Genomic DNA, 25,072 nt, shown 5'->3' with positions numbered 1-25,072 from the left:
CTGGAAGGGGGCTTTGAAAAGCCCCCTTTTTCATTCAGAGAGTCAAGCCGTCCCCACCGCCTGCTGCAAATGACTGGAACGAAAATCCTTGGGTGACAGCTCGAACTGCTTCTTGAACGAGCGGCTGAAATGCGCCGAGTCGGTGAAACCCCACTTGTAAGCGATGGAGGTGATCGATTCGCTACGCAAGAACGGATTGGTCAGGTCATCGGCGCTGCGCTTGAGCCGCGCCCGTTGAATGTAGCGACAGACGCTATCGTCCTGCTCTTCAAACAACCGATACAAATGCCGCACTGAAATGTTCAATCGATTGGCCAGCCCGACGGGACTCAAGCCCGGCTGGGTCAGGGACTCGTCGATGACTTTCTGCACATAACTGCGCAGGTTGTTGCCCTGCAACGAAGTAACGTCATCCCCCGACACCTGATCCTGATCGAATGCCGAACCCAGCAACGATACAAAAGCCGATTGCAACGCCTCACCCTCACCGACTGCGCCCTCGCCCACCCACGCGTCCTTGCACAGCTGATCCACCAGCACATGCAGCATCCGCCCACAGGCCTTGCTCGAGGAAATCTTGCCGAACGTCCGGGACTGGCTGCCAAGCTGTTTGCACACTTCGTTGCGGGACAAGGAGACCGAGACATGCTCGATCAGCCCGAATGGGCTGATTTCAATGGAACCTCCCGAGTCCATCAGCAGCAGGTCCCCGGGAGCCAACTGGATGCTCTGTCCGTACTGGGTGATCTGGCAGTAACCGCTGCGCTGGCTGACCAGGAAGCAATCCTGTTCGTTGTCGTGATCGGCGTTGGGCTTGTCGCGCTTGATAAGCCCTGCGTTGGTACGCAAGTTCGCCAAGGACAGACCGCCCCGGGAACACTCGGAAACCTCGCCAATGAACAGCGAACGGTTGTAGGCCAATTCTGTGTCGAAATGACCACAGGCTGCTCGCAGATCCCGGGTCCAGGTTTCCAACCCTTCTTGCATAGACTGATGGATGCTCATGGGGCTCTCCACAATGGCTTTTTGTTTTTGTTGCACAATAGTTAACATGTTATCTATATGCGCGCAACAAGTACGTGTCTGCCAAAGTGGGTAGCACTAATGATGCCAAAAATCGCGAATCAAAGCGTGCGCAACAAGCGCTGCAATCCAGTCAACGCTTCAAGCAGCCAAGTGCGTTGATCACGGCTCAAAGCGATGTAGCGACGAAAGGCCGGCATCCGGTTGACCACCTCGCTGCCACCCATATGCTCCAGCCGTACGCACCACTGATGCCCTTGCAGATCGATGCGCAAGCGTTTGAAGTCCAACGGCATCAAGGCCTGGTGCAGCGCACTGTCTTCCTGCAACCTGGCTTGCAACCTGGCTAATAGCGCGGGATCTCCAGCACGCTGCCGACAGCGGATCCCGGTCCGTCGAACAGCCCCGCTATGGTGCAGTTCGAAGCTCGCCGCGCCCTCAGTCGAGGCAGGCACCCGGATCACGAACTCGGTCATGACCAGGTGCATCAACAGCTGCGACTCGGTGCGCTCGACGATCTCCAATTGCAGGCTGCCATCGTCCAGCGAAGCCCGGGCCGCTGTCGGCTCTGTCTGCTCGAAACTGGCCAGACCGAGGTTGCGCCGCAGGTGCTCGAGCGTCACCCCAGGTCGATAACCGGCTGGGGCGCGTCTGGCGCTGAACAGCTCAGACAGTTTTTGCAGCATGGTCGATATACCCGTTGTCAGGGTGCCCCGGTTCATTGGAGAACTCCTTGGCCAGCACTTCTTCCACCGAAGCAGGCTTGAATGGATTGACCTTCTGCACGACTAACGTCCAGAACAGCGCGTACACCGCGGTGCCACCAAGCATCACCGCGAACGGGACATAGATATCCGCGGGGTTCATGCCGGGCGGCGTGATAAACCACATGCCCAGCAGGATGCCGACGCTGGAAAGGATCTGTGGCAACGGGAAGAAGGGCGAGCGATAGGCCCGTGGCAGATCGGGACGACGGATGCGCAGCATTACCACCGACAGCGTCACCAGCAGATAGGCAAAACTCCAGGCACAAACGGCGGCCAACACCAGATGCATGATGTTGTCAGTGTTACCGCCCAGATACAGCGCATGCAGGCAAGGAATCAGCATCGCCACCAGAATGCACAGCAGCGGCGTCTTGAAGCGTGGGTGCAAGTAGGTGAAGACCTTGGGCAACGCGCCGTCGACTGCCATGCCGTAAAGAATCCTCGGCACACCCGCCATCAGCGTATTGATGGTCGCCGCCCCGGCAAACAGAAAGCCGATCCCCAGCCACATCGGACCGATATTGCCCATCACCTGCTCGGCGAACTTTGGAATGGCCATCGGTGTATCGAGCAGATGCACGCCACCGGCGGCATCAAGCAACACGTTCTCCACTTGACGCTTCATTGCCGCGCCATAGATGAACATGCACGACGCAACGCTCAACAACCCCAGAATCATCGCCTTGGGCATGACCTTGGCCGATTGGCGCAAGTCCGGCGCCAGAGGGGTGACGAACTCACAACCGACGAACATGAACATGGCCATGCCCACCAGCGACAGGATGGTGATCAGGTCAGTACCCACAAGGGATACACCGAACCAGCCATCCAGTTGCACCGCTGGCGCCGCGATCAACCCCAACACGCCAAACACCATCAACGTGGTCCACATGCCGAAGGTCAGAATGATCTCTGCCCTGCCGAAGGCGCTGACGCCGAAGGCATTGAGAATCCCGAACACCACGACGAACCCAACCCCAAGCAACCAGGAACCACCGGCAGATTCTGCCAAGGTATTGAGGTGCTCGAAGTTCACCAGGGCCATGACCCCGGAAAGAATGGTCTCGGCAGTGCCTGCGAACACATGCACGATCAGGTAGGCCGACAACGTGCCAGTGATAGCAAAGAAGCGGCCCATGCCGCAATTGATGTAGTCGTAGACCGAACCGGTAGTCGGCAGGATCGATGCCGCTTCAGCGAAGGTGGTCGCCTGGGCCAACATCATCACCACGGCAATCAGCATGGCCACCGCGAAGGCGCTGCCGCCGATGCCAAAGCCCATGGTCGCGGTGAGAATCACCGGGCTGGCCATGATCAGACCAATGGTACTGGCGAGCGCAGTGGGAAAACCGACCGTGCCCCGGTTCAAATGCTCGGTGAGTCTGTCATTGATCGACATAGTGCAGATCCTCGAAAGCGGATTTTTATAGTGGATGTATCGAGCCGTTCAAGGAGCCGGCGATAAAGCCCTCCCCAGCCAGTCCCTGAGCGAAACGGCGCCGTGTGCAGAGTGACTGTGCTCCTCTGCCACCCAGATCGTCTTGCCCATGTCTGCCGCCGGTCTTGTTGCTCCCTGCCATGCTTCACCGCGTGGCTGACAGGATCAAATGCCTGGCACGCAGGTGAAAGACTTCCCCCATCTCCAGTCGCCCTAATGCGCACTCGACCTATCGAACTGTCCAACAAAAGCTGGGGAAAACAACAATGGAGCAAACACTGAAAGCACGAGCGCTGCCCAAGGCCGTTGGTTTGGGGATCGCGCTCTTGATCGCCGACTCGTCGGCCCAGGCGTACGAGCTGTATGCCGATAACGACACCAAGGTCACGGGCAACTTCCTCGCGGTCTATGGGATGTTCAACAGTCGCAAGAACTATGACGGCACCACAGGCGGGTCTAGCTGGCGCGAAGGATTTATCAAGTATGGCTTGAGTGTCGAGCAAACGCTCGGCGGCCTGGGCAGCGCCTACGGCACGGCCAATCTGGTCAGTTCCGGCACCTGGGGCGATGGCGATGCCGCGGGCATCACCGACGGTACCGAACGAACCACAAAGTTTGATGAAGCCTTCGCCGGCTGGCGTTCCGGCGACCTGTTCCCGGTACTTGGCAAGGATGGCGTGGATGTGTCGTTTGGGCGCCAGGTCATTACTCTCGGTGACGGTTTCATCATCAACGACGACGGCCTGAACCTGGGTAAAGGTGTGGCGGATGGTGAGTTCAACCGAGGTGGTGCCTATTATCTCGCGGCGCGCCACGCATTCGACGAAACGGCCGTCCTGCGCCTGGGCGGCAAGGAAGGCGTGCACGGCAGCCTGATGTGGATCAAGTCGGACAACCGCGCCCAGGCCAAGACCGAGATGGCCGCCAGCACCCTGGAATACACCGCCGCGCCAGGTACCCTCGGGCTGACGTATATTCACGGCATTGACGTCGATGATCGTTATGCCAGCGACTTCCAGAAGCAACGTGAAGGCATGAACATTTATAGCCTGCGGGGCGCTGGCAATGCCGGAATAGAGAACGCTCACTTTTCCTTCGAATATGCCTGGCAGGACAAGGACGCCGGCCCGGAAAAAGCCTGGTACACCGAAGCCGGCTACACCTTTGCCGACCTGCCATGGTCGCCGGACCTGACGTACCGTTACAGCCGCTATTCCAAAGATTGGGATTCGATGTTCAACGGTGTCAACCGTGGCTACGGCACCTGGTTCCAGGGCGAAGTGGCCGGTAATTATTCGGGCCCGTTCAACAGCAACACCGCGATCCAGCATGTGGCGCTCAAAGTCAAACCACTGGAGCCAGTGACCGTTGGCGTGCTGTTTTTCGACTACAAGACCCTGCACAAGAACAATGCGCTGGACCTCGATGGTCGTGAACTGGACCTGTATGCCGAATGGGCGGTGAACGAGCACCTGATCGTCACCCCGTTGGTGGGCCTGTATAAGCCGGAAAAGGATGAAAGCAACGGCGGTAATCAGGTTGGTGGCAACGGCACCAATGTCTACAGCCAACTGACCGTGGCCGTGCCTTTCTAATCCATTTCAGGAGCTGCCTGGCGCAGCTCCTGACGCGGTTTATTGTTTGTGCTGATGCAACATCGTCTGAATCTGATGAGTCGCCTGGCGGGTATTTTCCGCCAGTTTGCGCACTTCATCGGCCACCACTGAAAACCCGCGCCCGACCTCCCCCGCCCTGGCCGCTTCGATGGCGGCGTTCAAGGCCAGCAAGTTGGTCTGGTCGGCGATGCCTTTAATGACTCCTACCACCGTCGCGATCTGGCCGTAGGTCGCCTGATTCTGCTCGAGCATTCGTTGATGGGTGGCCTCGGCTGAACGCTCATCGCTAATGTCGCGCACCGCGCCGATCACTCGGGTCAAGCGGCCCTGCTCATCACGGGCTGCGCGACCACGCTCGCGACACCAGATGTAACCTCGGGTCTTGTGGCGCATCCGGTATTCAAAGACGTATTCACCACTGCCGTGGGTTGCGAGGATTTCCCGATCGAAGATCGCCATGATCTTCGGCAGATCGTCAGCATGGGTGATGTTGACTTGAGCATCCCAACCGTCGGGCAGCTCGTGCGGGGCATACCCCATGAGGAGGCGGAACTGACTGGAAAACCGCATGCAACTGRCTGGATCCTGCACATCACCGTTGACCACGGTGATGTCCCAGCAACCCTCGGTCAGCGTCGATTGCAACAGCTCCCAGATCTGCTCCTCCTGCCGGTGCTGGTGGGACAACTGCACGTGCAGGCTTAACTCGGCCTCCAGCGCCTGCTCGCGGAGCCGGGTCTGTTCCAGCTGTTGGCGAAGCGTTTCAAGCGCCTGCTCGCTGCGCTCCAATTGGCAGGCCTGGCCCTTGGACAGCTCCTCGGCGACCCGCAGACGTTGCACGATTTGGTTTTTTTCTTGTGTAAACCGTTCCAGTTGCAAGGCCTCGGTGAGCGCCTGCTGCTGTTTATGTTTCTTGAAGAACATCAGCCTGTCCTTTGTTCATCGAGTCGAGACACTGGATCTGATAGCAAACGGGAGATGATTGCTTGTACGTGGCTGCTGAGGCGTTTGCTCCTGTCTGCCACACACAAAAGGCCTTCCTGTAGCAGCCATCGTGCATCTGTAGGATAGCGATACTCTCTCAACCCGCCGATACTCGTCCTCAGGCCCTGCCCACGTCCAAACGACGTTTCGGTCCTTAATGACTTCGTGACGAAAACAATAAAAATGTCGCACAGAGGTACATACGAATGAGCCGTCATGATCATGGTCACGCCAGCCTCCTAGAGGCGTTCAGTGCAATGACACTGGAGCTTCAGCGCCTGGCACAGGACAAAGACATCGAGCATTTCCACCACGCCGCGCTGGGCTGCATCAACCAGTTGTTACCCTTCGACAGTGCCTGGTGGGGGCGTGCGGCGCTGATTGAAGGGTTGCCTGAAGAACACAACTCCTATCTCTACAAATTGCCCCGCAGCTACCTGTCGGACTGGCAATCGATTCGCCATATCGACGTGACCGTCGGCAGGGTCCACGACATCCCCGGGCAAGCGGTCATCGTCGACATGCGCGACCCTTCCAACGGTTCCGGACTCAACTGGCTCGGCGAATCCTATGGTATTGGCGAATTGCTGTGCATTGTGTACGTCGACCCACAAACCCACCTCAGCGATCACCTCACGGTGTATCGCGCTCCCGAAGCACCGCGCTTTTCCGATCAGGATTGTCGGTTGCTGAACAACCTCATGCTTCATCTGGTTGCTGCGGTATCGGCCAACCAGATCCGCACCCTTGTGGCCATGCGCGAAACCCTCACCCGCCCGCGCAATCTGGCGCTCGCCGTATGCGACCAGCGCGGCACACTGCACTGCGCGGAACGTGGTTTCGTCGACTTGCTGCTGACCGAGTGGACGGACTGGACCGGCCCTTGCCTGCCGGTGGCAATGGACGCTAATGGGTATGAAGGCAAGTATCTGCAGATCGAGGCCTCGACGGTCGGTGATCTGTTCTTGCTGGCAGCCCGCAGCCGCACTGTGCTGATGCAATTGAGTCCACGAGAAAACGATGTGGCTCAAGGCTTCGGCGAAGGCAAGACCTACAAGGAAGTCGCCCGCGATCTGGGCATGTCACCCAATACCGTGCGCCACCACATCCGCGCCATCTACAGCAAACTCGGGGTCAAGGACAAAGCCCGAATTGCCCATCTGCTGCACGCCCCGCCTGACTGATCTACCCCGCTGACTCGCGCTGACTTTTTAGCTGCCTTTTTGACAGCCACGGGACACTTTTGCCCTTTTTTCCCTATGCCACGTAGGGGCGATCCGTTCGCCGCACAACAACTCAAAGAAGAGACGCAATGCCCATGACCAGTACCTTCACCCGCAACACTGCACTGGCTCTTATCAGTGGTCTGTCGAGCCTGCATGCTGGCGCCGCCGACCTCAACGCCCGGGATTTTTTCGGCGCCCCTTCGGGCACCACCCTGGGCGTGCTGTATTTGCCGGCAAGCCGCGCCAATGATTTCCACGGCCCCGCCGACAGCACGGGCAAGGCCGACCTTAAGGTCAACGCCGTGGCTTATCGCCAGGTCTTTTTCACCGACATCTGCGGCACCCTCTGCACCCCACAATTCATCGTGCCCTTCGCCGACATCAGCGCCCACCTGCCAGGTGCCAGTCAGCACACCGGAGAAAGCGGTTTCGGTGACCCTCAGGTCGGCGGCACCCTGTTCTTCATCAACGACCCCACCTCGCGCACCTACAGCGGGTTGCTGACCCTGATTACCCTGCCGGTGGGCGAGTACCACAGCACAAATCCCGATGTGTCACCCGGTGCCAATCGCTGGGGGGCAACCTTCGTTTACAACTACACCCAGGGCATCGGTGAAAAATGGGTGCTGGAAGCCAACCTCGAAGCCCAGCTCTATGGCAAGAACGACGACTACTTCAGCAATGACCTCAAACAGGACCCTCTGTATCGCTTGCAAGCTTTTGCCTCTTATGACTTCACGTCGAGCACCTATGGCGCGTTGCGACTGATCCACGCCGATGGCGGCGAGTTGCGGATCAATGAACAACGCATCGATGACACCCACAAGCGCTACACCCAGGTGGGTTTCGAAGTCGGTCACTGGCTCGATAAACAGAATCAGTTGATGTTCAGCCTCTCGCAGAACGTCGCCACCGACAACGGCTATCACGGTACCGACGCATTGCTGCGTCTGGTCCATGTGTTCTGAATTCATTCATCGGAGCTTGAACATGAACACCCAGACCAAACCGCTGACCAATCACCGCTCGCTCGCATCATCCCAACTGGCATTGCTGGCAGCCATTGTGTTGTTCGCCGCCATCACCCCGACCATCCTTATGACCGCACCGGCTGTGGCGGCGCAACTGGCAACTCAATGGCAGCTGAGCCCGTCACAGATAGGCAATCTGTTCTCCACCGAACTCGGTGCCATGAGCCTGGCCACCCTGCCCGCTCTCTGGTGGCTCAAACGTATCGACTGGCGCCGCGCCGCATTGCTGGCCGGGATACTGTTCATTGCAGCCAACCTGCTCTCGATGCTTGCCCACAATTATTCGCTACTCCTGGCATTGCGCTTTTGCAGCGCCCTGGCCGGCGGTTCACTGATGATCATCTGTCTGTCCAGCGCCGCCTCGACGTCCAACCCCGATCGCGTCTATGGCTTATGGGTGATGGGGCAACTGGTGGTCGGGGCGATTGGCTTGAGCATCCTGCCACGCCTGTTCGAACACTACGGGCTGTCAGCCTGCTACTTGATCCTTGCAGGGCTGATGACGGTCTTTTTGCCAATGGCCCGTTACTTTCCCCAAGGCAGCCCGCCGACTGAGAAAACCGCCGAGCGAGTAGCCCTCGCCTCGAAGTGGAAGGCGGCACTAGGCATTCTTGCCATCCTGAGTTTTTACATCAGCCTGAGCGGCGTCTGGACCTTTATCGGTTCCATCAGCACCCACGCCGGCCTCTCTGCCGAGTCCAGCGGCGAGATTCTTGCCGTTGCTACGGTGACAGGCATTGTCGGTGCGGGTTGTGCCTCGCTGATCGGCAATCGTCTGCCACGCCTGCTGTTGTTGCTGCTGGGTTACGGGCTGATGGCAGGCTCGGTGCTGCTGTTGCTGGGCCAACCTGAAATGCTGCGCTTTGCTTTGGCTGCGCTGCTTTTCAAGTTCACCTGGACCTTCATTCTGCCGTTGATTCTGGCCTGCCTGGCCGACCTCGACCGTTCCGGAAAACTGATGAATGCCTCCAACCTTGTGATCGGTGGTGGCCTCGCCATCGGCCCGACAGTGGCTGGCCGGCTGATCGAAGCCAGCGGCGGTTTCCAATCGCTGCTTATCGGAGGGGCCTGCATCACTTTGCTGTCCCTGGTGTTGATTCTGAGCTGCCGCCCTAGCGCGTGAGTGGTCCTTTTACCCTAAAGAAAATGGAAAGAACGATGAGCCGAAAAAGTGCGTTTTTCTTCGACGAACTCAGCCTCTGGCACAGCGCCGGACTGCACGCCTTGACCTTGCCGGTGGGAGGTTGGGTGCAACCGCCTGCCGCTGCCGGCCACGCCGAATCGCCGGAAACCAAGCGCCGTCTGAAGAGCCTGCTGGACGTTTCCGGCCTGACCCGACACTTACAGGTACGAAGCGCCAATGCGGCAGCGGATGAGGATCTGCTACGGGTTCATACGCCTGACTACCTGCAACGCTTCAAGGCCATGAGTGATGCCGGCGGCGGCGAATTGGGGCCGAACGCTCCCATTGGGCCCGGCAGTTATGAAATAGCCAGGCTGTCCGCCGGACTGGCCATGGCAGCGGTCGATGCCGTACTGTCCGGCGAGGTCGACAATGCCTACTCTCTGTCACGCCCACCRGGTCACCACTGCCTGGCCGACAGCGCCATGGGTTTCTGCTTCCTGGCCAATATCGCCATCGCCATTGAAGCCGCAAAAGCACACCGTGGCCTGGGCAAAGTCGCGGTGATCGACTGGGATGTGCACCACGGCAACGGTACTCAATCAATCTTTGAGGAACGCGGTGATGTGCTGACCATTTCGCTGCATCAAGACAGCTGTTTCCCCGCCGGTTACAGCGGTGAAGCCGATCGCGGCCGCGGCGCGGGATTGGGAGCGAATATCAATATTCCGTTGCCCCCAGGCTGCGGTCATGAGGCTTATCTCTATGCGATGGAGCGTATCGTGATTCCGGCGCTGGAGCGCTTCGAGCCCGAGTTGATCATCGTTGCCTGCGGTTACGACGCCAACGCCGTCGATCCCCTCGCCCGGATGCTGTTACACAGCGACTCGTACCGGCAGATGACTCGCTGCGTGCGCGAAGCCGCCGAACGTTTGTGTCAAGGCCGTCTCGTTCTGGTGCATGAAGGCGGGTACTCCGAAGCGTATGTGCCGTTTTGCGGGTTAGCGACCATTGAGGAATTGGCTGGCATCAGGACTGAAGTCACCGACCCCATGTTGGAGTTTGTGCAGCTGCAGCAACCGAAGGAAGCGTTTGCGGCATTTCAACGGCACTTGATCGATGAGTTGGCCGTAGCACGCTGAGCCTTGGCGCTGACAATGTTGCAGCGCAGTTCAACGGCCCGAGCGTGACGCAAAAAAAATCCGATGCCATTACCGGCATCGGATTTTTCTACCCCAAGATCAAACGGTCAGCAGTTGCTGATCAGTCGTTTCAACACGGTTTTGAACGTTTCTATCTGCGTCTCGCTGAATTCGGCAAAGACTTTCTCTTGTTGCGCCTGAGCGATCGCCCAAAGGTCTTCGGTCTGCTCGATACCGGCAGCCGTCAGACGTACACCGTTGTCATCGTCGTTCACCAACCCCTTGCGTTTGAGGTTGGCGACGGCCTCATCGATTTCCCGAACAGGCATCGCCACCTCACGCAACAGATCGTTGGGGTTCAGCCTTGCGTCACTTTCCAGCACCATCAGCATGCGCGCCTCGCTGGTGCGCAGGCCGGTGGACAGTTGCCGTGGCTGGTAGCTGGACTGGTAGGCCCGCACCGCCTGGGTCATCAGGTAATACAGATTATGGCTGAGGCGCCCCTGAAAATGGCTGCTCGGTGGCTGGCTTTCATCGCGTTTAGTCATGCGGGTATGAGGCAAGACCATGGAATAGGCGCCCTGGTGATAGAGCAAGGGCGAGCGACCGAAATCATCGAACGCCACCACCTTGCCGATCATGATCCAGTGATCGCCGCCATCCACCTGCTGGTACTTCTCGCAGTGAAAACGCGCCGAGCAATCGGCGAACACCGGTGCCCCGCCCTCGCCCGGTTCGAACTCGATCTCGGCGAAACGATCTTCCTTGGGCCGGGCGAAATTATTGGAAAGGTCAATCTGGTCCGCCGCCAACACGTTGACCGCGAAATGGCTGGCCTGCTCGAACACCTCGTGGCTGTTGGAACGCTTGTCGATGCTCCACAGCACCAGCGGCGGATCGAGGGATACCGAGTTGAAGCTGTTGGCGGTCACCCCGACTTTGCGCCCGGATGCGCTGGCGGCAGTCACCACCGTCACGCCGGTGGCGAAATTGCCCAGCGCCCGGCGAAAGGCCCGTGGGTCGAAGGTCGTTTCAGTAGCTGCACAAACGCTGTTATCAGACATGCAAGACTCCCGGACTGCTTTCAGGAGCAGTCCTGATTGTTGTTATGGGGACGCGGTGACGATCTGGCTCAGATCATGCTCGGGTCGGGCTCCAGTCCCATCAGCTCGCGGCCGAGGATCTGCGCGCAGACGTCGTAGTCGGTGTAGGCATGGGCCCCGGTCATGTGCGAGTCGCGGAACAGGCGTTGCATCTCGTTATGCTCGAACCAGGCATTGCCGCCGGCGGCCTCGAACAACCGGTCCACTGCCTGAATGCACATCTTTGTGGCGTAGGCCTGGTTGGTGCGCCAGAACGCCAGGGTTTCGCGGCTTGGGTATTCATGTCGTTCGCTGTGCTCGGCATGCTCCTGCCAGGTCTTTTCGAGAAAGGCCCGGGCCGCTGCTACCTGATGGGTCGACTCGGCCAGGCGCATCAACGCCGGGGTCGCGGCACCGACCGCCGCACCGGTGTAGGCACGCACGCGGGTTTTGGTTTTTTCACGGAACACCTCCAGCATGCGCTCGGCGACACCCAGGCTCACCGTGGAGAAACCGCTGGCAAAGTAAGGACGGTATGGCGAGTAGAAGATCTTGCTGTCCGGGTACAGACCGAAACCCGCGGACTTGCCCTCCATCATGTCCTTGGCTTTCTGGATGCGATGTTCCGGTACCAGCACATTGTCGACGATCAAAGTCTTGGTGCCACTGCCTTTCATGCCAGCGGCGAACCAGTCGTCACGGATCTGATAGTCGCTGCGCGGCAGCACCGCGAAACAGTAATCCTGGGTCCCCTCGGCATTCTTGCGACGGAAACCGACAATCGCCCACTCGGCATGGTCGCAGCCGCTGCTCCAGCCCATTTCACCGCTGAACAGCACACCGCCTTCGGTCTCTTCGGTACGGCCGAAAGGCGCGATGCTGCTGCTGGCGGTGGCATCCGGGTTGGTGCCCCAGACTTCCTGCTGCAATTTGGCCGGGAACATCGCCAGTTGATGGCCGTGAGTACACAGCAGACTCATGGCCCATGCCGTGCTGGCACAAGCGCCGGCGAGCAAGGCAATGCAGTCGGCAAATTGCGGCAGCGATATTTCCATCCCGCCGAACTGCTTCGGCTGAAAGGCACGGTGCATGCCGATGCTTTTGAGCAGCGCAATGTTCTCGTCGGGGACCTTGCGGTCCTGCTCGGCCTCAAAGGCATTGGCAGCGATGGTTGGCAGAATGGACTTGAGGTCTTCGAGGAGCGGGTTTGGCTTTTTCATGGACGGCCCTGCTTATTATTGGATGTCCGGCCGGCGCCCCGAGTCGAGGCACGGCAGCGGATACAGGGCCAGTATGGAACCCGCCATCGCGGTAGAAAATGCACCTTCCAGAGCCAAGGTTGTACTTTTCAAAGGCAACGATCCAATCATTCTGCCCACACTTGAAGCCGTTCTGGCACCCACGGGCATGTAGCACGGCAGGCACAGTCAAGCCACGCATGCCCCCACGGATTAACCTCGGGTTTTTCTCTTGTTCGCGATCAGGAAAACCCCCATGAGCGATATTGCGCTGCTGCCTCAAGTTGAAGCCTTCCTCCGTCGAAGCCATGCATTGTTTATCGACGGCGGCTACGACCAGAGCCGTTCCAGCCAGACACTGGAAGTGATCAACCCTGCCACTGGCAAGGTCATTGCCCAGGTCGCCAATGCCGATCCAGCCGATATCGACGCGGCGGTGGAATCGGCCAAACGTGGCTTCAAACAATGGTCCCAGGCCACACCGGCGACGCGGGGCAATGTGCTGCTGAAACTGGCGGACTTGCTGGAGCGCAACCGCGAAGAACTGGCACAGATCGAAACCTGCCAATCGGGCAAGATCATCCAGATTTCCAGGGCTTTCGAAGTCGATCAGGCCGCTCACTTTCTGCGTTACTACGCTGGCTGGGCGACCAAGATCAGCGGCCAGACCATCACCCCGTCATTGCCCTCCTTCGCCGGCGAACGCTATACCGCCTACACCTTGCGCCAACCCGTCGGGGTGGTGGTCGGCATCGTGCCGTGGAACTTCTCCACCATGATCGCTATCTGGAAACTCGCCTCGGCGCTGGTGACCGGTTGCAGCATCATCATCAAACCCAGTGAGTTCACCCCGCTGACCATCCTGCGGATCGCCGAACTGGCCATTGAAGCCGGTCTCCCGGCCGGCGCACTGAACGTACTGACAGGGGGCGGGCTGGTTGGCAAAGGGCTGATCGAACACCCGGGCACCGACAAGGTGTCGTTCACCGGCTCGGTGCCGACCGGCATTGCCGTCGGTCAGAGCGCCATGGGTGCCGGCCTGACCCGCGCCACCCTGGAACTGGGCGGCAAAAACTCGGCGGGGTTCCTGCGCGACGTCGATCTGGATAAAGCGGTCAACGGCATCATCGAAGCCGGCTTCCTGCATTCCGGGCAAATCTGTGCCGCTGCCGAACGGTTCTTCGCCCATCGCTCACAGATCGAGCCAATCATGGACAAACTGGCCCAACGTTTGAGCACGCTGAACATCGGCTCGCCCCTGGACGAGCGCACCGAATTCGGCCCGGTGACCAACCGCCAGCATCAACTCAAGCTCGGCGCGTTTTTCGACAAGGCCCGTGCTGAAAACAACACCATCATCTGCGGTGGCAACCTGATCGACCGCCCCGGCTGTTATGTCGAACCGACGGTGATCCTCGCCAACACCGTCAACGACTCCATGCTCAACGAAGAAACCTTCGGCCCGGTCGCCACCTTCTACCCCTACGACACCGAAGACGAGCTGCTCGAACTGATGAACAACACACCGTACGGCCTGAGCGCGAGCCTGTGGACCAACGATTTGTCCAAAGCCATGCGCATGATCCCGAGCATCGAAGCCGGCACCGTCTGGGTGAACATGCACACCCTCCTCGACCCGGCAGTACCGTTCGGCGGCATCAAGTCTTCAGGCATCGGCCGTGAATTCGGCGGCGCGTTTATCGACGACTACACGGAGCTGAAATCCGTGATGATCCGCTATTGATTCGGAGGATTCCAAAGTCACCAGTGGATCCACTAAATCGTTAATAAACAGAATCAGTTTGACAAAACCTCAATAAATCACCATTAATGGATCCACTAAATAAAAACAAACAACCTTGGAGAATCTCCATGTACCCCAAGAACACCTGGTACGTCGCCTGCACGCCCGATGAAATCGCTGGCAAGCCATTGGGCCGTCAGATCTGCGGTGAAAAGATGGTTTTTTACCGCGGCCACGAGGGTAAGGTGGCGGCTGTCGAGGACTTCTGCCCTCATCGCGGCGCGCCGCTGTCCTTGGGCTATGTGGAAAACGGCAATCTGGTGTGCGGCTATCACGGCCTGGTGATGGGGTGCGACGGCAAGACTGTGGAAATGCCCGGGCAGCGGGTTCGCGGCTTCCCGTGCAACAAGACCTTTGCCGTGGTCGAGCGCTACGGCTTTATTTGGGTCTGGCCCGGCGATCAGGCGTTGGCCGACCCGGCGCTGATCCATCACCTGGAATGGGCGGTCAGTGACGAGTGGGCCTATGGCGGCGGCCTGTTCCACATCCAGTGCGACTACCGCCTGATGATCGACAACCTGATGGACCTGACTCATGAAACCTACGTTCATGCGTCCAGCATCGGCCAAAAGGAAATCGACGAAGCGCCGCCGGTCACAACGGTCGAAGGCGATGAGGTGGTCACCGCCCGCCACATGGACAACATCATGGCCCCGCCCTTCTGGCGCATGGCCCTGCGCGGCAACAACCTGGCCGACGATGTGCCGGTGGACCGCTGGCAGATCTGCCGCTTCACCCCGCCCAGCCATGTGCTGATCGAAGTCGGCGTGGCCCATGCCGGCCATGGTGGTTATCAGGCTCCCCAGCAGTTCAAGGCGTCGAGCATCGTCGTCGACTTCATCACGCCGGAAACCGAGACCTCGATCTGGTACTTCTGGGGCATGGCGCGCAACTTCAATCCGCAGGATGAAGCCTTGACCGCGAGCATTCGCGAGGGACAGGGCAAGATTTTCAGCGAGGACCTGGAGATGCTCGAACGCCAGCAACAGAACCTGCTCAGCCATCCCGCGCGCAATTTGCTCAAGCTCAACATCGACGCTGGCGGCGTGCAGTCGCGTCGCGTTCTGGAGCGCCTGATCGCCAGGGAGCAAGCCCCGCTGGAGTCAATGGCATGATCGAAGTGCTGGTGGTATCGCGCAACAACGAAGCCCAGGACATCTGCAGCTATGAGCTGGCCAGTGTCGATGACCGACCGCTGCCGGCCTTCAGCGCCGGTGCGCATATCGATGTGCACCTGCCCGGCGGCTTGATCCGGCAATACTCCCTGTGCAATCACCCCGAAGAACGCCATCGCTACCTGATCGGCGTGCTCAAGGACCCCACCTCCCGCGGTGGTTCACTGGCCATGCACGAGCAGATCCACCCCGGCACGCGCCTGCCGATCAGTGAACCGCGCAACCTGTTCCCGTTGGTCCATGAGGCCAGGCGCAGCCTGCTGTTCGCTGGCGGTATCGGGATCACGCCGATCCTGTGCATGGCCGAACGCCTGGCACACAGTGGCGCGGATTTCGAGCTGCATTACTGTGCCCGATCACGGGACCGTGCAGCCTTTGTCGAACGCCTGCAGCACTCGCCTTTTGCCGACCGGGTGTTCCTGCATTTCGATCAGGAACCCGACACCGTGCTGGACGCGGCGAAGGTTCTGGCCACGCCGCAGAGCGACGTTCACTTATATGTGTGTGGCCCCGGCGGCTTCATGCAGCACGTGTTGGACACGGCCAGGAAGCAGGGCTGGCAGGAGCAATGCCTGCACCGCGAGTACTTCGCCGCCGCGCCCGTCGACACTGGCGCCGATGGCAGTTTCTCGATCAAGCTCGCCAGCAGCGGTCAGGTCTTTGAGGTGCCGGCCGACAAGAGTGTGGTGCAAATACTGCAAGACCACGGCATCGAAATCGCCATTTCCTGTGAACAAGGTATTTGTGGTACTTGCCTGACTCGGGTTCTGGAGGGGGTGCCGGAGCATCGCGACCTGTTCCTCACCGAGGATGAACAGGCCTGCAACGACCAGTTCACCCCTTGCTGCTCGCGCTCGAAAACGCCGCTGCTGGTGCTGGATATCTGATAAACCGCGCTTATTCCGAGCGGAGAATGACCTTCATCCGCTCCTCGGCCGTCGCTGAGCCGAAGACCTCGGCGTAGCGCAACGTGGCGTTGGCGTGTTCGCGCATGATCGCTTCGGCACGCGCACCCTGGCGGTTAACCAAGGCATCGAACACCGAATGGTGTTGCATGTGGGCATAGTTGAAACGTCGGTACTCCCGGACCATGTCGTTGCGGTCCACGGCCAGGGCAGTCACCGAAGCGAAGGGCAAATGATCGTTGCGCGCCAGGGCGTCGGCGATCGCCGGGTTATGGCTGCCTTCGACGATCACCTCATGAAAACGCATGTTGAGGTCGTGATAGACCTCCAGGTCTTCTATGGTCACGTACCCTTTATCGAACAGCTGATCACCCTGCATCAGGCACTGTTCGAGGGTCGCCCGGGCTTCGTCTGAGAGCCCGCGCTCGGCGGTCTGACGCGCCGCCAGGCCTTCGAGTACGCCCCGTACTTCGACCGCACCGGCAATGTCATCGGGGCTGACCGAACGCACCTGAAACCCGCGCCCGCCAAAACGCACCAGCAAGCCTTCCTGCTCCAGCGTGCGGAACGCCATGCGCACCGGCATCCGCGAAACACCGAACAGCTGCGCCGTGGGGATTTCCATCAACCGCTCGCCCGCCGCCAGTTCGCCCGAGGCGATCATCTTGCGCAATGCGACCAACACCGTTTGACCGGGCTTACTCATCCAGGCAACTTCCAGAAAGGTGGGCCTGCATAGTAACGCAAGAGAGAGACGCCAGGTTTGGGCAGAGGTCGCGGTGTTCAGCCTTGATAGGCAGGATTCTCGATCAGCAGCGCCATACCCTGCCCTCCGCCAACACACGCGGCGGCAATGCCATAACGCAGATTGCCCTCGCGCAGTTGCCTGGCCAGGGTCAGCACCAGACGCAATCCGCTGGCGGCCAAGGGATGCCCCAGGGCGATGGAGCCGCCCCGCCGGTTGAGGCGGTCGCCGTCCAGTTCAAGCACCTGCGCCACGGCCAGCACCTGTGCCGCCTGGGCCTCGTTGATTTCCAGCAAGCCGATGTCGTCAATAGCCAGGCCGCTGCGTTGCAGCAGCAACTGGATCGCCGGCGCCGGGCCGATGCCCATGAACTCCGGTGCCACGCCCACCACGGCACTGGCCAGCAAATGGGCCAACACCGGACGCCGAGCCGCAGAGGCTCGCCCCACCAGCGCGGCCGCCGCACCATCGACCACCGCGCAACTGTTGCCGGCCGTTTGCACACCGCCGGCATGCACCGACTGCAACCGGCCCAAAGCGCTCAGGTCGGTAGGTCGCGGGTGGCTATCGTGCGTTACGCGGTCCACGCCCCGTGGCAACTGAATATTGCGTGGCTGATAGCCGGCCAACTCAAAACGCTCATTACCAATCGCTACCAGTTCCGGTTCGAACCAGCCGTCGGCTTGCGCCTGCAAAGCCAGTTGATGACTGCACAGAGCGTAGCGATCCACTTCGTCGCGGCTCAGGCCATGCCGCCGGGCCAGGTTGTCGGCGGTGGTGATCATGTCTACGCCCGGGGCCGGGTCGTAGAGGGCTTCCCAGAGAAAGTCCTTGAACGCCACCTCGGCACCGAGCCGGAAACCGCTGCGGTGGGTGTAAGCGGCAATCGGGTTGCGCGACATCGATTCGGCCGCCACACACAGGGCCAACTGCACGCCGTCATCCAGCTGCCTGGCGGCCTGCCGCAAGAGTTCGAAACCGGTGGCGCAGATGCGCTGCACCCCCAGCGCCGGAGTCTCTTGCGGCACGCCACTGTAGAGGCCGATATGTCGAGGCAGCAGGTAAGCATCGAAACTGGCCTGAGCCACGGAGCCGGCGAGCACGCTGTCCACCGAGGACGGATCGAGAGCGGCGCGGGCCAATACCTCGCGCCCAACCTTGATCCCCAGATCGATCGGCGAGACCTGAGCCAAGTCCCCGCCAAGGTCGACCCAAGGCGTGCGCAGGGCTTCGAAAATCGCCACATCGCTAAAGCTCGAATACTGCCCCGCACCGTTCACGGCAGAGGTCCGGCACGCAGGATGGAAGGATCTTCACCGCGATACAGCGCCTCGACCTTGTCGGCACGCCACTGCAACACCGCACGCTGATTGATCGAGCCCTTGTCGGTGATTTCACCACGGTCGATGGAAGCAGGTTCGTCGAGCAGCGCGATCCATTCCAGGCGGCTGGCATTACCGGTGGCGTCGCGGTTGAGCCGCTGCAGCCAATCGCCGAACCACTGACGCACCGGCGCGCTGGCCAGAACCTCGGCATCGCTGGCGTGGGCACTCAAACCCGCCAGACGTCGGCATTCATACAACCGGGGAAAGACCAGCGCCCCCAGGCACTCGCGGTCCGGTGCGGCCACCACCAGGTCCTGAACATAGGGCGAACCTTCGAGCACCGCGCGATTGCGCAGCGGACCGACGCTGACAAACACGCCGGAGCTGAGCTTGAAGTCCTCGGCGATGCGCCCGTCGAACATCAGCCCGAGTTGCGGATCACAGGGGTCAGCCAGCTTTAACGCATCGCCAGAACAGTAGAAACCCTGTTCGTCGAACACCTCGGCGGTCTGCTGCGGCGCGCGCCAGTAACCCGGCATGATGTGTGGCCCGCGAAAACGCCCTTCCAGCTTGCCGTCCACCGGCACCAACCGCACTTCGCAACCGGGTGCCGGCAGGCCGATGTAGCCGGCCATGGACAATGGCCCGGTGGTGAACGTGCAGGACGGCGACGCCTCGGTCATGCCAAGCCCGGCCATCATGCGAATGCGTTCGCCACAATGCTGTTCAGCGACCCGGTCCAGGCGATCCCAAACCCGTTGCGACAAACCGGCGGCAGCGAAAAAGAACAGCTTCATGCGCGAGAAGAAACGCTCGCGCAACTCGCCATCCTGCTCCAGAGCGTTGACCAGCTCTTCCCAGCCCTTGGGCACGGTCAGGTAGGCGGTGGGCGATATTTCCTTGAGGTTGCGCAGTGTTTCAGCAAAACCCTGAACGGTCGGCTTGCCGTCGTCCAGGTAAAAAGTGCCGCCGTTGTACAGCACGATGCCGACGTTGTGGCTGCCACCGAAGGTGTGATTCCACGGCAGCCAGTCCACCAGCACCGGAGGTTCTTCGCCGAACACCGGGAAGGTTTGCAACAGCATCTGCTGGTTGGCGCAGAGCATGCGCTGGGTGGTGACCACCGCCTTGGGCAGTTTGGTGGAGCCTGAGGTAAACAGGAATTTGGCGATGCTGTCTGGTCCGGTAGCCGTGAAGGCGCAATCGGCCTCGGCACCGCCGGCTTGTTCCAGCAGGCTGGCAAAACTCGCCTGACGGCGGCCCGGTACTTGACCATGCACGGTAATCAGCGGCGTTTCGGCCGGCAGCACCGCCTCAATCGCCCGCTGATAGGTCGCGGCGTCGCTGACGAACACCAGCCCCGGTTGCAGCAGATCGCAGACATGCCGCAGCTTGGCGAAATCCTGGGACAACAACGAATAGGCCGGTGAGATCGGGCTATAGGGAATGCCGGCATACATAGCGCCCAGGGCAATCTGCAAATGCTCGATGTCGTTGCCCGAGAGGATCGCCAGTGGTCGCTCGGCCGACAGGCCGTAACTCAGCAGGCTCTGGGCAATGGCGCGGACGCTGGTCAGCATCTCGGCGTAACTCACCCGGCGCCAGTCGCCGCCCTCCAGGCGAGCGGCAACAAAGGTCTGTTGCGGGCGCACCCGGGCCCAATGCACCAGGCGATCGAGCAAGCGTACGGGCAACTCGGCCAAGGGTTCCAGGGAGCGCATATGCAATATGCCCTGCTCTTCGCTGACTTCGACCGCAGGACAGCCAATGGATACCTGGCGATAGCGCGGTGCACTGGCTTCGGTCTGGGGTGGCGATCTGAATTCGGAACTCACGTGCTTGTTCTCCATCAAGGCACGCCACCGGTCCGCTGCGAAGCAGTCAACTGGGGCATGGCAGCCTTGTTATTGTTATTTCTGGCCTGCACGCGGGCGACGGGCGCTCTCAAGCGTACGTCGCCCGACGCTGCGACAGCTGCTCAGATCGGGTAGTGCCGCGGGCCGTTCTGCAAGGTCACCCAGCGCAATTGGGTGAAGTGCTCGATGGACGCCTTGCCGCCAAAACTGCCATAGCCGCTGGACTTGACCCCGCCGAAAGGCATCTGTGCCTCGTCGTGCACGGTCGGGCCGTTGATGTGGCAGATGCCCGACTCGACCCGCTGGGCCAAGGCCAGAGCACGGCCGGTGTCACGACTGAAGATCGCCGCCGACAAGCCGAACTCGGAATCATTGGCCAGACGCAGCAGCTCTTCATCGCCCTCACCGCGCAGCACCACCGCCACCGGGCCAAAGGATTCTTCGCGGTACAGGCGCATGGCATCGGTGACGCTATCGAGCATAGTCGGCTGCAGAATACTGCCCTCCAACCGGCCACCTGCGACCAGGGTTGCGCCCTTGTCGAGAGCATCGTCGATCATCAGTTTGATCCGTTCGCCGGCGTTGCTGTCCACCAGGGAACCCAGCACCGAACCTTCCGCATTGGGGTTGCCGGCGGGCAAGGTGGCGATCTTCGCCGCCAGTTTGGCGACAAAGGCATCGGCCACCCTGGCATCGACGATCAGGCGCTCGGTGGACATGCAGATCTGCCCCTGATTGAAAAAGGCACCGAAGGCCGCTGCCTCCACCGCCGCATCCAGGTCGGCATCTTCCAGCACCAGGAACGGCGCCTTGCCGCCCAGTTCCAGCAACGCCGGCTTGAGATGACGCGCCGACAGCTCACCAACGATGCGCCCGACATGGGTCGAGCCGGTGAAGTTGACCCGACGCACCGCCGGGTTGGCGATCAACCGTTCGACAATCGCCGCGGCATCCTGGGGCGCGTTGCTGATGACGTTGACCACGCCGTCACCGAGGCCGGCGTCCTGCAACACCTGGCCGATCAGCCTATGCACCGCCGGGCTCAGTTCCGACGCCTTGAGCACCACGGTGTTGCCGCAGGCCAGCGGCATGGCGATGGCGCGGGTGGCGAGGATGACTGGGGCGTTCCACGGCGCGATGCCGAGCACCACGCCACACGGTTGACGCAGGGCCATGGCGAAGCTGCCGGGCACATCCGAAGGAATGACTTCGCCGGTGATCTGGGTGGTCATGGATGCCGCTTCACGCAGCATGTTCGACGCCAGATGCACATTGAAGCCGTACCAGTTGGCCATGGCGCCGGTCTCGCCAGCGGCGGCGATGAATTCCGCGCTGCGGGCCTGCAACTGCTCGGCGGCGCGCAACAACCGGGTGCGTCGTTCATTGGGGGCCAGGGCCGCCCAGGTGGGGAATGCCGCTTTGGCCGCAGCCACGGCGGCGTCGGCATCTTCCAGGGTGGCGGCGGCAACCCGCGACACGATTTCGCCGGTCACCGGATTACGCCGTTCGAAGGTTCGACCGTCTCGGGCGGGGCACGACTGGCCGCCGATCAGCAGGGGCACGTCCAGCATGGTGATTCCTCTTTATTGTCTTTATCGGGAATACAGTCGAGGGGTTCACAGTAGCGCCTGGGCGCCGGGGCGAACAGCTGGYGGACGCTCGATCGCCCGGCCAGCTCACCTGATGCAACGCCAGGCTTCAGCGTTTGTAAGCCTGCAAACCGGGCTTGATGCTCTTGTCGTCGAGGAACTGCTTCATGCCCTGCTCGCGGCCACCTTCGGTGTCCAGCAGGCGCGACTGATCGAGCTTGGCGTACAGGTAATCTTCGTTCTGCTCCCAGGTCAGTTCGCGGCAACGCTTGAAGCCATGCTTGGCTGCGCGCAGCACCACCGGGTTTTTCTCCAGCAGGTTACGCGCCAGTTCGATCGTCACCTCACGCAGTTGCGCCAGCGGCACGCTCTCGTTGACCAGGCCCATCTCGGCGGCTTTCTGCCCGCCGAAGGTCTTGCCGGTCATGATGTAGTACAGCGACTGGCGATGGCCCACGGTGTCGGCCATGGCCTTGCTCACCAGGTTGCCCGGCGGAATGCCCCAGTTGATTTCCGACAGGCCGAAAGTCGCTTCATCGGCGCAGATCGCCAAATCGCAGGCCACCAGCGGGCTGAAACCGCCACCGAAGCACCAGCCGTTGACCATGGCGATGGTCGGCTTGGCGTACATGCGCAGCAGTTTCCATTGCCATTGAGAGGCTTCGCGGCGGATTTTTTCCTGAAGGATTTCCGGGCCGGCGTCCACTTCGCGGAAGTATTCCTTGAGGTCCATGCCTGCAGTCCAGGCTTCGCCCGCCCCCGTCAGCACCAGGACACCGGCGTCCGGATCCTGCTCCAGGGTTTCCAGAACGTCGATCATCTCGCGGTTCAGGGTCGGGCTCATGGCGTTGCGTTTTTCCGGACGGTTGAGGATGACCCAAGCGATGCCTTCCTCGATTTCCACTTTGACCGTTGTCCAGCGACCTTCGTAATTGCTCATGGCGATGCTCTCTTGTTCTTGGCTTGACGATGGGTAAAAACTAAACCGCAAATATAGTTATGTCAATTAACTATTAATAAAATTAACCGAGTTGTTTTCGTGCCTGAAACGGGCGCAGCGCCTAGAAATCTGAAAGAGGTCGTGGCTATCCCCGGCCAATCTCGGCAAACTAGATAGCCTTCTTAACCGCCAGCCCGAGGATTCACCCTGCAATGGCCAAGTCTTCCAAGATTGCCGCCGCCCCCGAGGCGCCTGCCGACAGCCCCGAAACCCAGGCGTCGCTGGACGCAGCCCTCGACGACCTGATCGGTTACGCCATGCGCCGGGCGCAACTGAAACTGTTCCAGAACCTGATTGGCCGGCTCTCGGCCCACGACTTGCGCCCGGCGCAGTTCTCGGCCCTGGCGATCATCGACCAGAACCCCGGGCTGATGCAGGCCGACCTGGCCAAGGCACTGGCCATCGAGCCACCGCAAGTGGTGCCGCTGCTGAACAAACTGGAAAGCCGGGCGCTGGCGGTGCGAGTGCGCTGCAAACCGGACAAACGCTCCTACGGGATTTTTCTCAGCAAGACCGGCGAAACCCTGCTCAAGGAGCTGAAACTGATCGCTGCCGAGAGCGACATGGATGCCACGTCCGCCCTCGACAGTCAGGAACGCGAAGAACTGCTCAGGTTGCTGAAGAAGGTCTATCAGGCCTGAAACGACTTACCAGATCGGCACGGTGTAGAGCACCAGAAAGCGGGTCTGGTTTTCATCGCGAAACGCCGCGCCAGTGGGGAAGTCATTGCGATAGATCGACTTGCGCGCCATCAGCCCGACGTTCTTCAGCGGCCCACTCTGGATCACATACCCCAGCTCCATCTGGAACTCCCGCTCCTTGCGGTCGTCGGCATTCAGCGCCGCCAGTTCGATATGGTCACCGCGCACATAACGCAGCCGGCTCTTCAGGCCGGGCACCCCGGCGGCGGCAAAGTCATAGTCGTAGATCGCCTGCCAGGTTCGCTCCTTGGCATTGAGAAAGTCTGAGCTCATGGTCAGCTCACTCATGCCCATCAACTCGGTGCCCGACACGTAAGGCGTCGCGGTGTCACCACTGGAGTGCATATAACCCAGGCTCAGGCGATGGCCGCCAAAGCGATAACCGAACAACGCCGAGAGGTTGCGGTTGTCCACCTTGCCGGCCTTGGCGCTGCCGTCCTCGTCGCTGAAAAAACTGCGCAAGTCAGTGGTCAACGTGCCCTCGCCTACCTGCAGCGTGTGCAGCAAGGCCAGGGTGTTCTGCTGATACAGATCCGCCACTTCGGCGTGATAGGCACGCAGGCTCAGATCCTTGTTCACCTGGTAATCGCCACCGACATAGGCCATGTGCGATGAGGTGGCCGCGCCGTTGAAACGCCGGTTCGGCGAGGCGATGCTCATCGGCTGGTAGTTGGTGGAATCGCGCTTGTTGATGCGATCGATGTAGCCAGTGTTGAAGGTCAGCCCGTCGATGTCCTTTGAACTGAGGGTGGTGCCACGAAACGTCTGTGGCAGCAGCCGTGACGGACTGGCGAAAGCGAACGGCAGGAAGATCGACACATCGCCGGTCTTCACCGTGGTCTGGGCAAAACGCATCTTGGCGGTCATGGCCAGGCGCGAATACTCGTCCGCCGCACGCTTGTCGCTGGCGGACACCGGCAACAACTCGGTGCCACTGCGGTCGGGCGACGAGTCCAGCTTGACGCCCATCAGGCCGCGAGCGTCCAGGCCAAAACCAACAGTCCCCGGGGTAAAGCCCGACTCCATATTCATGATGAAACCCTGGGCCCATTCCCGGGCCGCGGTCTTCGCCCCGTCATCCTTGTAGTCCCGATCCAGGTAGTAATTGCGCAGGGTCAAGGTGCCGTGACTGTCATCGATAAAGCCTTCGGCCAGCGCCGGAGTGGCAATCACACTCAAACCCAACAGGGCCAGATGACGTGCGCGAACAGGTAAGGTTGAGATCGCCACGAGGGCGTCCCGAGGGAGATTTGGCATGTTCGATGTCCACTTATTGTTGTTGTTTTTTTGAACGGGATCGTC

Annotated in this window: 21 protein-coding genes; 9 read left to right on the top strand and 12 right to left on the bottom strand. The window is 60.5% G+C overall.

What is annotated here, in order from left to right; translation table 11 throughout:
- Nucleotides 1-42 precede the first annotated feature (42 nt).
- The 3 genes from feaR to AC1DIS_RS08550 form a co-directional block, all read right to left on the bottom strand.
- Nucleotides 43-1,005, bottom strand: a complete 963-nt coding sequence (feaR, locus tag AC1DIS_RS08560) for a transcriptional regulator FeaR (RefSeq protein ID WP_477744376.1) — start codon at nt 1,003-1,005, stop codon at nt 43-45.
- A 119-nt stretch (nt 1,006-1,124) separates the two neighbouring features.
- On the bottom strand, nt 1,125-1,709 hold the full coding sequence (locus AC1DIS_RS08555) for a DUF3156 family protein (protein ID WP_064617369.1): 585 nt from the start codon (nt 1,707-1,709) through the stop codon (nt 1,125-1,127).
- The gene (locus AC1DIS_RS08550; RefSeq protein ID WP_064617366.1) at nt 1,690-3,189 is read right to left on the bottom strand and encodes an APC family permease; all 1,500 of its coding nucleotides are present in this window, start codon (nt 3,187-3,189) and stop codon (nt 1,690-1,692) included. Before AC1DIS_RS08550 ends, AC1DIS_RS08555 begins: the two co-directional genes overlap by 20 nt.
- Nucleotides 3,190-3,494: 305 nt before the next feature.
- Here AC1DIS_RS08550 and AC1DIS_RS08545 point away from each other — a divergent pair, with 305 nt between their 5' ends.
- The gene (locus tag AC1DIS_RS08545) at nt 3,495-4,823 is read left to right on the top strand and encodes an alginate export family protein (protein WP_018927905.1); all 1,329 of its coding nucleotides are present in this window, start codon (nt 3,495-3,497) and stop codon (nt 4,821-4,823) included.
- A gap of 39 nt (nt 4,824-4,862) precedes the next feature.
- On the opposite strand, the gene AC1DIS_RS08540 is transcribed toward AC1DIS_RS08545, so the two are convergent.
- On the bottom strand, nt 4,863-5,768 hold the full coding sequence (locus tag AC1DIS_RS08540; protein ID WP_477780826.1) for a methyl-accepting chemotaxis protein: 906 nt from the start codon (nt 5,766-5,768) through the stop codon (nt 4,863-4,865).
- 266 nt (nt 5,769-6,034) lie between these two features.
- Here AC1DIS_RS08540 and AC1DIS_RS08535 point away from each other — a divergent pair, with 266 nt between their 5' ends.
- From AC1DIS_RS08535 to AC1DIS_RS08520, 4 genes are all read left to right on the top strand, one after another.
- A complete protein-coding gene (locus tag AC1DIS_RS08535; RefSeq protein ID WP_018927903.1) occupies nt 6,035-7,012 on the top strand; it encodes a helix-turn-helix transcriptional regulator in 978 nt (325 codons plus the stop codon).
- 128 nt (nt 7,013-7,140) lie between these two features.
- Nucleotides 7,141-8,022, top strand: a complete 882-nt coding sequence (locus AC1DIS_RS08530) for a transporter (protein ID WP_018927902.1) — start codon at nt 7,141-7,143, stop codon at nt 8,020-8,022.
- Between the two features lie 22 nt (nt 8,023-8,044).
- Nucleotides 8,045-9,208, top strand: a complete 1,164-nt coding sequence (locus tag AC1DIS_RS08525; RefSeq protein WP_018927901.1) for an MFS transporter — start codon at nt 8,045-8,047, stop codon at nt 9,206-9,208.
- A gap of 35 nt (nt 9,209-9,243) precedes the next feature.
- The gene (locus AC1DIS_RS08520; protein WP_018927900.1) at nt 9,244-10,350 is read left to right on the top strand and encodes a class II histone deacetylase; all 1,107 of its coding nucleotides are present in this window, start codon (nt 9,244-9,246) and stop codon (nt 10,348-10,350) included.
- A gap of 107 nt (nt 10,351-10,457) precedes the next feature.
- Here the strand turns inward: AC1DIS_RS08520 and AC1DIS_RS08515 are convergent, their stop codons facing one another.
- Nucleotides 10,458-11,414 carry a p-hydroxyphenylacetate 3-hydroxylase reductase component gene (locus AC1DIS_RS08515; RefSeq protein ID WP_018927899.1) on the bottom strand — a complete coding sequence of 319 codons (957 nt, stop codon included), beginning with the start codon at nt 11,412-11,414 and terminating at the stop codon, nt 10,458-10,460.
- Between the two features lie 68 nt (nt 11,415-11,482).
- Complete coding sequence (locus tag AC1DIS_RS08510) at nt 11,483-12,652, bottom strand: p-hydroxyphenylacetate 3-hydroxylase oxygenase component (protein WP_477744375.1); 1,170 nt, start codon at nt 12,650-12,652, stop codon at nt 11,483-11,485.
- A 274-nt stretch (nt 12,653-12,926) separates the two neighbouring features.
- Here AC1DIS_RS08510 and AC1DIS_RS08505 point away from each other — a divergent pair, with 274 nt between their 5' ends.
- The 3 genes from AC1DIS_RS08505 to AC1DIS_RS08495 all read left to right on the top strand — a co-directional run bounded on the left by AC1DIS_RS08505 (nt 12,927) and on the right by AC1DIS_RS08495 (nt 16,536).
- Complete coding sequence (locus tag AC1DIS_RS08505) at nt 12,927-14,414, top strand: aldehyde dehydrogenase family protein (RefSeq protein ID WP_477744374.1); 1,488 nt, start codon at nt 12,927-12,929, stop codon at nt 14,412-14,414.
- Between the two features lie 128 nt (nt 14,415-14,542).
- A complete protein-coding gene (locus tag AC1DIS_RS08500; protein ID WP_430953939.1) occupies nt 14,543-15,589 on the top strand; it encodes a Rieske 2Fe-2S domain-containing protein in 1,047 nt (348 codons plus the stop codon).
- Nucleotides 15,586-16,536, top strand: a complete 951-nt coding sequence (locus tag AC1DIS_RS08495) for a PDR/VanB family oxidoreductase (protein ID WP_477744373.1) — start codon at nt 15,586-15,588, stop codon at nt 16,534-16,536. The genes AC1DIS_RS08500 and AC1DIS_RS08495 overlap by 4 nt, the downstream gene beginning before the upstream one ends.
- Nucleotides 16,537-16,546: 10 nt before the next feature.
- Here the strand turns inward: AC1DIS_RS08495 and AC1DIS_RS08490 are convergent, their stop codons facing one another.
- From AC1DIS_RS08490 to AC1DIS_RS08470, 5 genes are all read right to left on the bottom strand, one after another.
- Nucleotides 16,547-17,260 carry a GntR family transcriptional regulator gene (locus tag AC1DIS_RS08490; RefSeq protein ID WP_019578625.1) on the bottom strand — a complete coding sequence of 238 codons (714 nt, stop codon included), beginning with the start codon at nt 17,258-17,260 and terminating at the stop codon, nt 16,547-16,549.
- 77 nt (nt 17,261-17,337) lie between these two features.
- Nucleotides 17,338-18,579, bottom strand: a complete 1,242-nt coding sequence (locus AC1DIS_RS08485; protein WP_064617348.1) for a thiolase family protein — start codon at nt 18,577-18,579, stop codon at nt 17,338-17,340.
- A complete protein-coding gene (locus tag AC1DIS_RS08480) occupies nt 18,576-20,459 on the bottom strand; it encodes a feruloyl-CoA synthase (RefSeq protein ID WP_477744372.1) in 1,884 nt (627 codons plus the stop codon). Before AC1DIS_RS08480 ends, AC1DIS_RS08485 begins: the two co-directional genes overlap by 4 nt.
- 143 nt (nt 20,460-20,602) lie before the next feature.
- Complete coding sequence (locus AC1DIS_RS08475; protein WP_477744371.1) at nt 20,603-22,051, bottom strand: aldehyde dehydrogenase; 1,449 nt, start codon at nt 22,049-22,051, stop codon at nt 20,603-20,605.
- 127 nt (nt 22,052-22,178) lie between these two features.
- Entirely contained in the window at nt 22,179-23,009 is an 831-nt protein-coding gene (locus AC1DIS_RS08470; protein WP_007895816.1) for a p-hydroxycinnamoyl CoA hydratase/lyase, read from the bottom strand.
- A gap of 212 nt (nt 23,010-23,221) precedes the next feature.
- Between AC1DIS_RS08470 and AC1DIS_RS08465 the strand changes: the two genes are divergently transcribed.
- A complete protein-coding gene (locus AC1DIS_RS08465; RefSeq protein WP_018927890.1) occupies nt 23,222-23,710 on the top strand; it encodes a MarR family winged helix-turn-helix transcriptional regulator in 489 nt (162 codons plus the stop codon).
- Between the two features lie 6 nt (nt 23,711-23,716).
- Here the strand turns inward: AC1DIS_RS08465 and AC1DIS_RS08460 are convergent, their stop codons facing one another.
- Nucleotides 23,717-25,027 (bottom strand): OprD family porin, encoded by a 1,311-nt coding sequence (locus AC1DIS_RS08460; protein ID WP_019649001.1) that lies wholly within the window; start codon nt 25,025-25,027, stop codon nt 23,717-23,719.
- Nucleotides 25,028-25,072: the final 45 nt, after the last annotated feature.

This window comes from Pseudomonas sp. 05N433, from assembly GCF_056396925.1.
This window is presented reverse-complemented; position numbering and strand designations above follow the sequence as displayed.